We start from the raw sequence: 13,393 nt of genomic DNA on the forward strand, positions 1-13,393 counted from the left end.
AAACCAAGTACCCTTGTTCCATCAGTTACAATCCCTACCATATTAGCCTTATTCGTATGTTCAAAAACCTTTTCTGGATTTTTCTGAATATCCCTACATGGTTCCGCAACCCCTGGTGTATACCATATAGCGAAATCATTAACATCCCTGATAACACATTTTGGTACTATCTCTATCTTTCCCTTGTAGTAGGGATGCATTTTCATGGCATCCTGAGCAGGTTTTTTTGCCTTTTCAATAAGCTCCTCTTTTGTTACCTTGGATTCTTTCATATCTCCTCCTCAATAAATTTTTCAAACATATCTAACATGTTATAAAAAATCAAAAATAAAAACAAATGAAAATTGAGAAATCGTTAGCATTACAAACCACTTTCTCATTCGAAACCATTTATAAAACTTATATAGCCCCCAAATGAATAAAACAACCCCGGTACCCAGCCAGATAATTGCATATATTATTATAATTATACTCCCTGTTGCTAGGTCGAAAGATCCAGCCTCAGGATCCCTATAAAGACTAAGAAAATCCCAAGGGCGAGTATAAATCTATACGGCAATCTTTTTGGTATAAACTTCGTCATTTTAGAGGAGGATTCAACCGCTCCCTCATTTCCTGATTTCTCTTCCCTCAGCACAATACTCACGTTATAAATGTTACTAATTATACCCTTTTTGTGGTCATAACCAGTAACCCACAATAAAGATACGAGAGGTATTAAGGTTCCTATGATGATAAACATAATACCAATCTTTCTCCCCCTGCTCATAATTTATCCTCAATAAATCTACCATTATTAATTACTGAATAATTGCACATTGTCAAGTATAAGTAGACCGTATCTATTTACAATCAATAGTTCTATGCAGGATAATTTATAACATTGGAGGGGCATGTGGATGCGCACAGGCCGCAGCCCACACAGGCATCTTCCTTTACGTGGGCAATCGGCACATTGGACACAACCTGCGGTCCAAACAGGGCAATCTGTTTTTCCCGTATCTCCATTTCTATTGCATCATGCGTACAGGCATCCTTACAGGAACCACAACCGCTGCATCTTTCTTCATTCACCACAGGCAATACCCTCTCCTCTTCAATATCGAGGAGTATCTCACCAAGGGCGCCAAGGATTTCTCTCGTCTCCCACCTCTCTGCCCTCGGATGCCTCATGAAGCCCACATGGTATCTCTTTCTCCCCCATTTTGTGGGTGACCATCTAAGCTGCGGCTCAGACCTATAGAGAGAAAGGAATTCTTTTTCCTTAAAGAGGTGTACGTAATCGTCAAACCGGATTACTTTACCGGCATTCAAAACGAGTTCCCTTTTGAGTCCGGCAATACGCGCTTTACCATCATCAAAAGCAACTGTCTCCCCCTCTTCAAGGTGGATAAATACAATGCCCTCCCGTCTTGCTTCCTCGTAGATAAGCTCGCCGTATGAGGGCGTGACCATATTTTTCGACACCACGTAGACTGTTTTCCCCGCTTTGTTGAGGTCTCTTGCCATGGCGATGAATTTTGCTGAGACAAACTCATAGAACATCCTGGCCCCTGCATCTTCCGTTCCAAGGTAGAACAGACAGGAGGCAAAATTGCCGTCAGGCAGGACAATTTCAGGCTCAGGCTCCCTGTAGAGCCTCTCATCATTCCTGATAGCTTCCGACGGGAAGTCCGATCCTCTGATGGCGAGCATGCCTGCACCAAAACCCGTGAGGATCGCATCCTTTATACTCATAGGCTCAAGAGCGCCGCCGGAAACATAGACGCCTTCAACATCCGTTCTTAATGGCGCTTCCTCCTTTACAAACCCGAACTCATTGAGGGAAAATCCAAACAATTTGCTCAAGGGTACAAGCTGTGGGTTGGGGCGTAGCCCGATGGCAAGGACCACATAGTCAAAGCACTCTTCCTTAAGCTCTCCACCTGTAAAATACCTTACACTCACTCCTTTCTCATCCTCTTCAAAATACCGCGAATTGGCCCGTACAAAAGTAACACCTGCATCCCTAAATGCCTTCTCCATGTAAAATTCCTGGCCAAAAAACCGGAGGTCGTTATAAAAGACGGTAATTTCCGGCTTGGCCCTTTGGAGGGTCCATTTAATCTCCCGTATGGTGTAAGAACAGCAGACCGATGAACATAGAGGATACTCCTTGGAACGGGACCCGACGCAGAGCACGAATGCCACCTTATTCATGTCCGGGGGAAACTCCGCATTCCGCTGGTCTATAAGGGCGTCGTACTCAAGGCTCGTAAGCACCCTCTTCCCCTTAAACTCAATAGGATCATAAGGGGAAAGGCCTGTTGCTATGATAACTTTGTCCACTGTCAGAGATTGTCCGTCTTCAAGGGTGACGGTGAAAGCATTGTCTTTCTTTTCCACTGCCGAGATCTTACCTTCCCTTATAACCGTGAGACGGGGGTTATCGCGTATCTCATCGAAAAACGTCCTGAACCCGACCCTGCAGTTTGCGATACGCGCCATAAGGCCACCGGGCTCAGCAGCACATTCGAGGATGGTAACGTTATGGTGTTCTTTCAGGGTAACCTTTGCAGCAGATATCCCGCTTATACCGCCACCTACTATCAATACGTTCATATTACGTTATTCTCTCCCATGATATAGAGTACAAGGTCCGTAAGATAGATGATCTTCCTGTCCTTTGAGAAGGTCTTAAGTGCCATATGGCAGAGTGGGCAGAATACCACCATGATCCCTTTCGACTTTTCGAGAATCAGGGTAGAGAGCCTCTCCGTGGCCCATTTGTTGACAAAGAACTGGTTGCCTCCGCAGCACCGGTCTTTTATCTTCTCCCCTTCAATCTCCCCGCCGAAGAAGGTGATTAACTCTTCCATAACATTTCTATTCCTGATGGATGTCTCTTCGGGTCTGAGAAGGACACAGCCGTAATAAGGCGTAAATACTTTACCTTTCAAGTCCCGCTTGACGTTGAGAGAACCCATAATATCCTTCTCAAAAAGCTCAAGGGGATGTAATATGGCAAACTGGTTACCTGAATTGGCCTCCTTCAGGTTTTTGTAGCATGCAGGGCATGGCGCCACGATCTCGCTGCACATGCCTTCTGCCTTTTTCAAATTCTCCCGAGACAGTCTGGTAAGCTCACTACGGTCTCCGTATTCCAGTGCCCCGCAGCAATTCCAGTCGGGGATCTCGTTGAGGCTATGGCCCAGCTTTCTGAATATCTCCCGTACGCCTTTATCAAGCTTGCGGGCAGAACCTGTCAAAGAACAACCGGGGTAATAACCGTAATCCATCCTAAATCCTCTTCACTTTATGTGGCAAATGGACGCTTATATACCCTGTCCATCTTGCCATATATTTTATGTATCCCTCTTTCAGTAAAAAGGGCACTGCTTTCAGAAATACATAGGGCTCGTAGACCCTGCCCCATATGTCGATCGACCCCTTGAAAGCCTTCTCAAAGGGCGAGGCAACGGACAGGCTTTCCCGCAAAGCCCTCACCACCTCCGGTATCCTTATCTTCCACGGGCATGCACTGGTACAGCGGTAGCAGTTTGTACAATAACGGACCAGGGGATTATCCTTTTCTATAGTGTTGCCGAGGAATAGCGAGGAAAGTAGCTCCTGAGGATTCATGTCTATTGAAAGGTCGTTCACAGTACATACAGATGCACATATTTTACATCCCAGGCAGACCGAAAAATCCTCTCTTTTGTATCCGGCAAGCTCTATAACTTTTTCATATTCAATTACATTCAACATTTAAGTGTACTCAAAATAATCGTTCCTTTTTTACAATAAGTTTCATTTCGCAATCAGCAATCCGAAATCCGAAATTTGCATCAATCTTCTGCATCTTTCAACTCTTCCTCAATAAAAGTAAGATAGGGTATACTCTCGTCAAAGTTCCTTCCAGCCATGTAAGAAAACATACCCTGAAGCCTCTCAGATATACCCTTGAAATATTTTGTCAGGGGAACACCCTGCGGACATGCCTCTTCGCATGCCCCACAGCCAACACAGGTCTGTGACACATGGTACATCCTGATAAAATGAAAAAGTTCTCTTCCCTGAGGGAGCATGGCAGAACCGGAACGGAAGACTTTATTGAGCAGCGCATCACCCTTGGGAAGATAATCATCACCGTTGAAGACACAATCAATGCAATAACAGACCGGACACATATCCCTGCAATTCATACACATGATACACTTGGATATATCTTTTGAGAACGTCTCCATATCACTTTGAAAGCTCTCCACTTTATCTTTTGTCTTGATGAGCATTTCTGCCCCATTTGCTTCATAGCCATCATCGAAAAGCGACAGGAACTCTTCTCCACGTTCTGTGTATGGGAATACCAACAGTGAGCCTTTCGTATCAACCCGAATACCTGCGTCCCCCACCACACCTTTTCTTTCCCTGCAAACGGTGCACGGCCAACGCATAGAATCTGTGCCATCAAAATAATCTTTTAAAGCATCTACTTCAGTGGGTATATCCTGGACATCATTTTTCAAAGAAACAGCACCAAAGCAATCGACAGATACCCCGATGATACTCTCCCGTTCTATCTGACTCAGTTTCGTTAACTCCCCGTATGCCCTGATTTCACATGGCCTGAGCATGAGAATAATCTTTGTGCCCTTGGAAAAAAGGCGCCTGAGATATATGGCACCATTTACACTGAAATATGGATTAAAAAGTGAATAATCCTGAAGGTTCTTTTTGAACAGCCTGTGTTTTACCCTGTTTTCTGCTTTCTCAAAACCCAATACGAGGTGTTGCTCGTCTTCTAAGAACTTTCGTAGCGCTCCTTCAATAAGTCTTTTATCAACCCTTTTCCCTTTCATGTTTTTGCTTCCTTTATCTCATTATACATATTTGAGACCTTCTCCACAAAACGCCTTGCTTCGCTTGCACTAACCCAGAAGAGCCTGATCTTATTTTTTATGGAAAATGCATTAAACATTTCTTTTAATGCGGCAATTTTCCGGCGCGTATAATAATTCCCCTTGATAAAATGGCAGTCACCGGGGTGGCATCCCGCAACAAATACACCATCTGCACCTTCAAAAATGGCTTTAATGACAAAAGCAGGGTCAACCCTGCTCGAACATGGAACCTGGATCAGTTTTACACCTTCAGGGTATTTCATCCTTAAGCTCCCTGCCATTTCAGAAGCCTTGAAGGAACAGAATGAACACGCAAAACCTACTATCTCCGGGTTTTTGTCTTTTTTCTCTTCAGTCATGGAACCTCCAGTACTTCAGTGAATAGTTGTTAGTGAATAGTAAATAGTAAAATCGAAATCTTTGGCTCTTTGTTTTTTTGCTATTCACTATACACTATTCACCATACACTGTTTTTATATTGCCTCCAAAATCGCACCTATTTCATCACCAATGTAACTATCAAGGTGGCCCTTAAGGCTAATTGCTGATGAGGGACATGTACTGTTACATAACCCACAACCCATACATGCCGCTTCTTCCACGTGTGCCACCCGCCGTGACTCGTCAAACTTGATAGCCTTGGCAACACATGTCTGTTCACATGCCCTGCAACCACTACACCTCTTCGTATCCACCAGCGCAATAAATGGTTCCACAAAGGTATATCCAAGGTTCAACAGGCCATAGAGCTTTATTGCCGATGCACGCCCGTGGTTAATCGATTCTTCTATATCCTTAGGCCCGGAACACGTCCCCGCAATAAAGATGCCTTTGAGCGCTGTATCATAAGGCCTGATTTTCGGATGTGCCTCAAGGAAAAATTTATCCTTGTCAAGGATGATCTTGAGGAGCGATGCGATATACTGGTTATCCAGGGGTGGTGACATCCCTATAGATAATACTGCGAGGTCAAACTCCCGTTCAAAAGGCATAGTTAGAAGTGTATCTTCGCCCCTTAACAAAAGCCCTCTACTTTCCGGGATTATCTCAGCAATGTTTCCCCTTGTGAAGAGTACTCCTTTCTCCTGGGTATCTTCAAAGTATTCTTCTCCGCCCCGTGGATGTGCCCTTACATCCATGTAAAATGATTCCACGTAGGAATCCTTATAGCGCTCCTTTACCTTTTCAGCTACCCGTAGAGCATTGATACAACATACCCTCGAACAATATGGCTTTCCAATCATCTCATCCCGTGACCCCACACAATAGAGTATGGCTATCCTCGGTTTTTCTGGAAGGGTGAGCCTGTCGAATCCCTTTTCAAAATCCAGCGTGGTAAGTATCCTTTCGTCTTTGCCGTATGCAAATTCTGGCTTAAGTTGGGCATTAAAAGGCGAGAAGCCAATAGCTACAATTACACCTCCTGCTATTATCTTTTTTTCACCTTCTAAGGTATCAAGTGCTGCCTGGTAGTTCCCGAAAGAACCCTCAAAGGAACGTATAGTTGTGGAGGTAAATATCTCCACGTTATCCCTCTGTAGAAGTGCACTTGCCATCCTCTCAACGATCTCTTTCCCATCTATCCTTGCAGGCCAGATATTTTTAAGATTTCTCACATGGCCGCCAAGCTCTGCCTCCTTTTCTACGAGATACACCTGCATACCCATCTGTGAGAGAAAAAGTGCCGCACTTAAGCCCGAAACCCCGCCACCTATCACAAGGGCAGATTTCGTGACATCCACCTGCTTTTCTTCAAGGGGTATATAGTGTACTGATGCATAGAGGCCTGCCTTTATGAGCTTTATCGCCTTTTCTGTATTTTTTTCTATGTTATCGCCAATCCAGGAACAGTGTTCACGGATACTCACCCGCCTTAGAAGGAATGGATTCATGCCTGCCTTTTTTACAAGGTCTTTAAAAAGTTCCTGATGGAGTGCAGGGGTACAAGAGGCAATAATCACACGGTCAAGCCTGTGTGTTTCAACATTATTCTTTATCATATCCTGGCCTGGTTCAGAACAGACAAAAGGGTAATCTTCCGCAACTTCAACGTTAAAGTAATGCTTGAAGTATTCTTTCAACCTCTTTATATCTACAGTATGTTTTATGTTGTGACCGCAATGGCAGATGAATATACCCGTCTTCATCTTTTAAACCCAGTTTTGAGTTCGGAGTGAGGAGTTCGGAGCGTGAAACAGTTCGGAGTTCGGAGACTTAAGCTGTTTTGACTTCTGACCCCTGAATTTTGAATTCTATATGTAAACTCATCACTCATAACTCACCACTCATCACTGATTTATATATTCCAGGCATCTTGAAGCAGCTTCACCACCTGAGGCAACAGTATCAGGTACATCCTTTGGTCCCGAAGCCATTCCACACACAAATACACCTTCCATATTTGTCTTCGATGGGGCAATGGGGTCTATTTTTACAAAACCATATTCATCCCTTTCGATAGAGAGCATATTGTAAAGTTCTTCTGAGCCCTTGTGAGGTCTTACACCTGTTGCGAGGATAACAAGATCCGCCTCAATCTCCTTCAGCTCACCACTTAACATATCCTCAACTCGAACGAGAAGCCCATTTTCTCCTTTTATGATCTCGCCGGGTATACCCCGTATATAGTAGGTACCGCTTTCTTGTGTGTTCTTATAAAACTCTTCGTAATTCTTCCCGTAGGCCCTCACATCGATATACGAAACGTAAACCTCCGCATCCTTTATCCTGTCCTTCACTATACTTGCATGCTTAGCGGTATACATGCAACATACCCTCGAACAGAACCGGGCTCCGCTTAATCTGTCCCTTGAACCTACGCACTGGATAAAGTAAAAACGTTTTGGCACTTTCCCTTTAATTATCAATTCGCCGTCTGTCGGTCCGGTGACCGAGCAGATTCTCTCGAATTCAATCCCTGTCATTACCCCATCAAGAATACCATATCCATATTCCCTTTTTTCCGTGGGGTCATAGAGGTCAAAACCTGGCGCTAAAATGATGGCATCGAAATATGACTCGAGTGTTTCCTCTTTCTCATCAAAATTGATAGCTCCGGTTTCGCACGCCTGAAGACACGCCTTCTTGCATTTGCCCTTTGATACAAAAAGACAACCCTTTCCGTCAATGATATACTTAAGTGGTACTGCCTGGGGAAAGGGTATATAGATAGCCGCCCTTTTCCCCATACCCAGGTTGAACTCATCACGTAGCCGGCCTTTCATAACGCATGCATCTGCGCAGAGCCCACAGGCCGTACATTTTTTTACATCTACAAAACGCGGTGTCTTGATGATCTTTACGTTAAAGCCTTTCCCCTTATGGTGTGCCTCGAGAGGCTTTGCCATGGTTATGAGGTCTATACGAGGGTTTAGCGCCACTTCCACCATCTTCGGCGTTAGTGTGCATGAAGAACAGTCGAGGGTGGGAAAGGTTTTATCGAGCTGTATCATCCTTCCACCGATGGAAGGACCTTCCTCAAGCATTGTTACCTTAACACCGCAGGAGGCAAGTTCAAGTGCAGCGGTAATACCACCAATACCCCCACCGACTACGAGAACCTTTTTCACGTGAGAATCTCCATAATAAACACAGCCTTTAGCCGTCAGCTATTAGCCCTTAGCCTTTAGCTGATAGCGGATCGCTGAGTGCTTTCTCATCCTTTGACCATCTCTTTAAGTTTATCCCTGACTTTATGCATATCTGCAACAATACCGTAATGGGCATACTGAAAGATTGGCGCACCAGCATCCTTATTCACCGCTATGATACAATCAGAGTCTTTCATACCTGCAATATGCTGGAAGGCACCGCTAATCCCCATGGCGAGATATACTTTTGGTTTGACAGTTTTCCCCGATGTGCCTACCTGGCGTGGTTTTGGCAACCACATCTTATCAATAACAGGTCTTGAACCGGAAAGCACTGCCCTTAAAAGACCTGCTAACTCTTCATAATTCGGGATTTCATCCTTGTTGCCTATCCCTCTTCCAACGGAGAGAAGGAATTCTGCCTTTGTTATATCGATCTCTGTCTTCTCTTCTTCAACATATTCGATGAAGGTCCTGCTCGTATTGACAGCAACGTTCTCAATAAACTCAATCTTTGGAGAAGTTGCTTTCTCGGCCACAAATTCCTTAAAACTGCCGCTTCTCACGGTAAGTACATAAGGGGCCTGCCCTACGCAACGGAACTCTCCAAAAATCTTATCTGAATAGTAACTCTTATAGAATGCACCTGTATCTTTGTCATAACCGCTCACATCCGTAATGAGTGGCAACCCAAAACTACCTGACAGATAGGCAGCGGACTCCATTCCAGAGGATGAATGGGTGAATAGAACAAAATCAGGTTTCCCATATGTGTTCATTGCCTGCTCAACTATACCTACAAGATTGAGGGGGTTTAAAAAGGCTTCCTCATCTGTTTTTACCTTTATTATCGTGTCAACCTGCTTTTCACTTATTGTATATGCGTTATCGGGTATCAACAAACAGGTTTCTTTACCCAGAAGAGAAGAGATACCAATAGTATCAAGATTTCTTTCTTCAAAAATGCCTCGCCTCACTTCACCTACGATAAGTGCGCAACTCATTGGTACACACCCTTTTCCTTAATTATCCCGAGGATCTGTTTGCATATCTCTTCAAGTTCTCCACTCAACATTGTTGCACCACCCTTCTTTAGCGGATAGACCCACTTCACAACTTCTATCAGGGAGCTCATACTCTCTTCGTAATCTTTTGCTTTAAAGACCTTCCGTTCCACCTTAGACGCCTTTCTCACCCCCATTATAGAAACGTACCGGGGCTCATTTATACCGCTCTGTATCGAAAGCACACTGGGGAGCATTACCTTTACCCGCTCCTGTAGTCCACCCTCGAGCTCCCTTCTTAAAATCAAATGGTCATTTTCTACATTATCAATACCTATGACCATCGATGAATAAGGGACTTTCAAGAGGGCAGCAAGGATGCCGCCAACAGATGCGAACTGATCATCCTCAGATTGTACCCCTGTAAGAATCGTATCGAATGGTATGTTTTCCTTCTTCAGGAAATTATATGCCAGCATGGCTCTGGCATAGGGATCCTGTAAAACCTTTTCAACCTCAATCAAAAAACCATCTTTTACACCCATGGCGATTGCCCTTCGTAATACCTCATCAGATTCGGCATCTCCTATAGAAATCGCCGTCACTGTCCCACCGGTCTTCTCGGCAATCCTCACCGCCTCTTCAACAGCATAGTTATCCCAGTCATTTACTTTGAACGGTAGCTTCGAAAGGTCAACCTCCTTACCATCACCTAAGATTCTTAATTCTTCCTCTTGTGTTGCAGGAACTCTTTTTGTGAATACTAATATGTTCATATCACAAGACCTCCATTAGTATTTCTGAAAGCTCTTTCACAACCTGTCCCTTTTCAGTTGCAGGGTCCTCAAGGGTCATTACGCAGAAAGGACAGCTCGTTGCAATTACTTCAGCCCCTTTGTCAACTGCCTCCTGGACACGCACCTCGGCATTTCTCTGATAGGTGGCTTCCACCTCAAAGAACATCCTTCCGCCACCGCCTTCGCAACAAAGTGAGTTCTCTCTCGACCTTGAAAATTCGAGCAACTGAAGGCCCTTGATTGCGCTAAGGATATTGCGTGGTTGATCGAAAATGCCGTTCTGTTTGCCGAGAAAACAGGGGTCATGGTAAATGACCTTCTTTTCATACTGCCCTTTTATGTCAAGAGCACTGTTCTTTATTAATTCCCAGACCACCTCTGTATAATGGGAAATCTTTATGCCGATGTCACCATACTCCTTTTTTAAAACATTCATGCAGTGCGGAGAAAGGGTGATAATCTCTTTTACGCTATATTCCTTAAAATTAGCGATATTCTCTTCCTGAAGCTCCTCAAATAAGCCTGACTCCCCTATTCTCCTGATTTCATTGCCGCAACAGGCTTCTTCCTCACCAAGTATGCCGAATTCAAAATCAGCCTTTTTTAGTATCTGGGCAACATTTGCAGGGATCACCATACATCTCGGGTCATAAGCCTGGATACAGCACACAAAGAGCAATCTTTTTTCCTTTGTTTCCGATACATGGGGGATTTCAAAATCGAGTTTTTCTGTCCAGGCGTCCCTCTTGCTACGTGAAAGCCCCCAGGGGTTTTTCTGCACAAAAGTGTTTTCAAGGGCTTTCTGAAGAGAGAGAGGAATCTGCCCATCTTCCACAAGGGCAGATCTCAGTTCTATAATTACTTCAGAAGGCTTTACATCCCTCGGGCATCTGAGTGTGCAGGCACCGCAGGATGTGCAGTACCAAGGGACACCTTCTTCGATTGCATACTGGAACTGTTTCTTACGAATCAGCATTCTTATGTTGAATGGTGTCTTGCCAGCTTCCGGGCAGCTCCCTGTGCATTTTCCACATTGTATACAGGTAAGGACTCTGGTGGGATTGAGACTCATCAATTCCTCTTCGTAGCTAACTAAACGTTTAGTATAACAGAAACTTTTTATTTGTCAACCCCTTTTTTCTGTCAAAAATTTCCCTTGACTTTTATCAACCCATGGATAAAATATAATATACTGAACGGTTAGTAATGAAGGTCTGGTGAAAAATATAGTAAAGAAGAAAGAGAGCACTATGGTAAACATGAAAGACCGGATAATTAAGGAAAGCATCCAGTTATTTCTACAAAAAGGCTTTAAAGGCACCTCAATTCAGAACATCACCGATGCCCTCGGAATCACCAAAGGTGCATTCTACTGGCACTTCAAAAGTAAGGACGAGCTGCTCAACACAATCATTGAAAAGTTCGAAAAGGAGTTAATCAATGGCCTCCTTGAGCACATGAAAGGTTTTGAGGGTGATTTTGTAAAAACGTTCCGTGAATATCATAAATATATCAACGAGTATGCACGCAATAACGGTGAATTGTGCGTCCTGTCTACAACGCTTGCTGCAGAAATATCGGGAAGTGGCACGAGCGCAGAGAAAAAAATAAAAGCGGTGTACAGTAAATATATTGACTTTATCAACTCCTTGCTGGAAGGGGGGAAAAAGGAGAAGTTTTTCAGTGATACCTTTGATACGTTACTCAATGCCCACATCATCCTGGCGATTCATAACGGTATCCTTCTCCAGTGGTTTATGAACAGGAAAACAATCGATGGCCCTTCCTTTGCGAGGACTTACCGAGATGTCATACTCTATGGTATGATAAATAGAAGCAACAAAAAAAACTAATTTAAGGGGGTTGTTATGAAAAGATTGGTATTTTATTCATTGGTGTTATTCACTTTTTCTCTTTTTGTTTCTCCATCTTTTGCACAACAGTATATTACACTCGGTATTCCGACCTCATTGAAACTCATCGAAGGTTATGAAGGCAATAAGGCTGCTCAGCTCGCCGTGGAAGAGATTAATGCAAAAGGCGGGGTAAAGGTAGGGAATCAGAAGATGTTATTAAAACTTGAAGCCCTTGACATAAGGGATGGAGAACCGGGTGTTCCGGTTTCAGAGGCATTACTCGGCATAGAAAAACTTATCCTTGATAAAAAGATATACGCAGCTATTGTGGGGAATTTCAGGTCTGAGGCACTCCTCGCTGCGATGGATATTTACTCAAAATATAAGGTCATCAATATCGGAACGATTGCTATGACCCCTAAATTTCAGGAAAAAATCATGAGTGACAAAGAGAAGTACAAATACTCCTTCAGGAGCGCCCTTGATTCCAGATATGCCTCCGGCTACGTGCAGAGCTATATGAATTTCCTTAACAAAATGTTTGGCTACAACAAAGTCTACATAGCCACCCAGGACGTGCTCTGGGCAACCGGAATCGGGTCCCTCATGGAAAAGTGGTTTAAAGATAATGGATGGGCTGTGGCAGGTTTTGATAAATACCCTGTGGGGGCAACGGATTTTTCTGCAGGGCTCATGAAAGCAAAATCTGCCGGTGCCCAGGTAATCATGGCTATATTTGACATGCCTACAAGCGGCATACTTGTAAAACAATGGAAAAGCATGAAGGTCCCTGCTCTCTTGACAGGTTATATCTCACCAATTACGGGTTCGAAGGCATGGAAAACCTTTGGCCAGGACATTGAAGGTGTCTTGGAGACGGTGTGGGAAATCGGATACTTCCCGATAAAGGCATATCCACCTACTGTAAAATTCTCCGCTGCATATGCAAAGAGATGGAAAGAAGATATTCAATCCGGACATGGAGCAGCACCAGCTTATGATACGGTGTATATACTCGCAAATGCGATAGAAAAGGCAGGAACGCTCGACCCTGATAAGGTTGTAAAGGCAATTGAAGAGACAGATATGCCCGGGGTAGTTGGCAGGATTAAATTCGATAATAGCCACCAGTTGATATTCGGCAATGACCCAAAAACTACAGCCTGCGGTGGTGTTTTTCAGTGGCGGAAAGGGAAAATGGTGTTGGTGTGGCCTGAGTCACTTGCAAGTGACAAAATTGAAAAACCTTCATGGATGAAATAGGGT

At 44.0% G+C, this 13,393-nt stretch carries 14 protein-coding genes; 2 read left to right on the forward strand and 12 right to left on the reverse strand.

Going from position 1 to position 13,393, the window contains the following annotated elements; translation table 11 throughout:
- The 12 genes from NTU69_00920 to NTU69_00975 form a co-directional block, all read right to left on the reverse strand.
- A partial coding sequence (locus NTU69_00920; GenBank protein MCX5802091.1) for a malate dehydrogenase occupies positions 1–272 on the reverse strand: 272 nt, incomplete at its 3' end.
- 209 nt (positions 273–481) lie between these two features.
- Complete coding sequence (locus NTU69_00925) at positions 482–769, reverse strand: hypothetical protein (GenBank protein ID MCX5802092.1); 288 nt, start codon at positions 767–769, stop codon at positions 482–484.
- A gap of 92 nt (positions 770–861) precedes the next feature.
- Positions 862–2,601: an FAD-dependent oxidoreductase gene (locus NTU69_00930; protein ID MCX5802093.1), complete on the reverse strand. Its 1,740-nt coding sequence runs from the start codon at positions 2,599–2,601 to the stop codon at positions 862–864.
- On the reverse strand, positions 2,598–3,278 hold the full coding sequence (locus tag NTU69_00935) for a heterodisulfide reductase-related iron-sulfur binding cluster (GenBank protein ID MCX5802094.1): 681 nt from the start codon (positions 3,276–3,278) through the stop codon (positions 2,598–2,600). The genes NTU69_00930 and NTU69_00935 overlap by 4 nt, the downstream gene beginning before the upstream one ends.
- A gap of 1 nt (position 3,279) precedes the next feature.
- Entirely contained in the window at positions 3,280–3,747 is a 468-nt protein-coding gene (locus tag NTU69_00940; GenBank protein ID MCX5802095.1) for a 4Fe-4S dicluster domain-containing protein, read from the reverse strand.
- A gap of 80 nt (positions 3,748–3,827) precedes the next feature.
- Positions 3,828–4,838: a 4Fe-4S binding protein gene (locus NTU69_00945; GenBank protein ID MCX5802096.1), complete on the reverse strand. Its 1,011-nt coding sequence runs from the start codon at positions 4,836–4,838 to the stop codon at positions 3,828–3,830.
- Positions 4,835–5,239, reverse strand: a complete 405-nt coding sequence (locus tag NTU69_00950) for a hydrogenase iron-sulfur subunit (protein MCX5802097.1) — start codon at positions 5,237–5,239, stop codon at positions 4,835–4,837. The genes NTU69_00945 and NTU69_00950 overlap by 4 nt, the downstream gene beginning before the upstream one ends.
- Before the next feature lie 114 nt (positions 5,240–5,353).
- On the reverse strand, positions 5,354–7,027 hold the full coding sequence (locus NTU69_00955; protein MCX5802098.1) for a CoB--CoM heterodisulfide reductase iron-sulfur subunit A family protein: 1,674 nt from the start codon (positions 7,025–7,027) through the stop codon (positions 5,354–5,356).
- 141 nt (positions 7,028–7,168) lie between these two features.
- On the reverse strand, positions 7,169–8,449 hold the full coding sequence (locus NTU69_00960; protein MCX5802099.1) for a CoB--CoM heterodisulfide reductase iron-sulfur subunit A family protein: 1,281 nt from the start codon (positions 8,447–8,449) through the stop codon (positions 7,169–7,171).
- Positions 8,450–8,535: 86 nt separating this feature from the next.
- The gene (locus tag NTU69_00965) at positions 8,536–9,474 is read right to left on the reverse strand and encodes an electron transfer flavoprotein subunit alpha/FixB family protein (GenBank protein MCX5802100.1); all 939 of its coding nucleotides are present in this window, start codon (positions 9,472–9,474) and stop codon (positions 8,536–8,538) included.
- A complete protein-coding gene (locus tag NTU69_00970) occupies positions 9,471–10,250 on the reverse strand; it encodes an electron transfer flavoprotein subunit beta/FixA family protein (GenBank protein MCX5802101.1) in 780 nt (259 codons plus the stop codon). Before NTU69_00970 ends, NTU69_00965 begins: the two co-directional genes overlap by 4 nt.
- A gap of 1 nt (position 10,251) precedes the next feature.
- Positions 10,252–11,343 carry a (Fe-S)-binding protein gene (locus NTU69_00975; protein MCX5802102.1) on the reverse strand — a complete coding sequence of 364 codons (1,092 nt, stop codon included), beginning with the start codon at positions 11,341–11,343 and terminating at the stop codon, positions 10,252–10,254.
- A 145-nt stretch (positions 11,344–11,488) separates the two neighbouring features.
- Between NTU69_00975 and NTU69_00980 the strand changes: the two genes are divergently transcribed.
- Positions 11,489–12,124, forward strand: a complete 636-nt coding sequence (locus NTU69_00980) for a TetR/AcrR family transcriptional regulator (GenBank protein MCX5802103.1) — start codon at positions 11,489–11,491, stop codon at positions 12,122–12,124.
- 15 nt (positions 12,125–12,139) lie between these two features.
- Positions 12,140–13,390 (forward strand): ABC transporter substrate-binding protein, encoded by a 1,251-nt coding sequence (locus NTU69_00985; protein ID MCX5802104.1) that lies wholly within the window; start codon positions 12,140–12,142, stop codon positions 13,388–13,390.
- Positions 13,391–13,393: the final 3 nt, after the last annotated feature.

The organism is Pseudomonadota bacterium (assembly GCA_026388215.1).
Taxonomy (GTDB): Bacteria; Desulfobacterota; Syntrophorhabdia; order Syntrophorhabdales; family Syntrophorhabdaceae; genus JAPLKF01.

Excerpts from the sequence above, each read along its gene's own strand:
- NTU69_00925 (MCX5802092.1), bottom strand. The coding sequence starts at position 769 with ATGAGCAGGGGGAGAAAGATTGGTATTATGTTTATCATCATAGGAACC.
- NTU69_00930 (MCX5802093.1), bottom strand. The coding sequence starts at position 2,601 with ATGAACGTATTGATAGTAGGTGGCGGTATAAGCGGGATATCTGCTGCA.
- NTU69_00935 (MCX5802094.1), bottom strand. The coding sequence starts at position 3,278 with ATGGATTACGGTTATTACCCCGGTTGTTCTTTGACAGGTTCTGCCCGC.
- NTU69_00940 (MCX5802095.1), bottom strand. The coding sequence starts at position 3,747 with ATGTTGAATGTAATTGAATATGAAAAAGTTATAGAGCTTGCCGGATAC.
- NTU69_00945 (MCX5802096.1), bottom strand. The coding sequence starts at position 4,838 with ATGAAAGGGAAAAGGGTTGATAAAAGACTTATTGAAGGAGCGCTACGA.
- NTU69_00950 (MCX5802097.1), bottom strand. The coding sequence starts at position 5,239 with ATGACTGAAGAGAAAAAAGACAAAAACCCGGAGATAGTAGGTTTTGCG.
- NTU69_00955 (MCX5802098.1), bottom strand. The coding sequence starts at position 7,027 with ATGAAGACGGGTATATTCATCTGCCATTGCGGTCACAACATAAAACAT.
- NTU69_00965 (MCX5802100.1), bottom strand. The coding sequence starts at position 9,474 with ATGAGTTGCGCACTTATCGTAGGTGAAGTGAGGCGAGGCATTTTTGAA.
- NTU69_00970 (MCX5802101.1), bottom strand. The coding sequence starts at position 10,250 with ATGAACATATTAGTATTCACAAAAAGAGTTCCTGCAACACAAGAGGAA.
- NTU69_00975 (MCX5802102.1), bottom strand. The coding sequence starts at position 11,343 with ATGAGTCTCAATCCCACCAGAGTCCTTACCTGTATACAATGTGGAAAA.
- NTU69_00985 (MCX5802104.1), top strand. The coding sequence starts at position 12,140 with ATGAAAAGATTGGTATTTTATTCATTGGTGTTATTCACTTTTTCTCTT.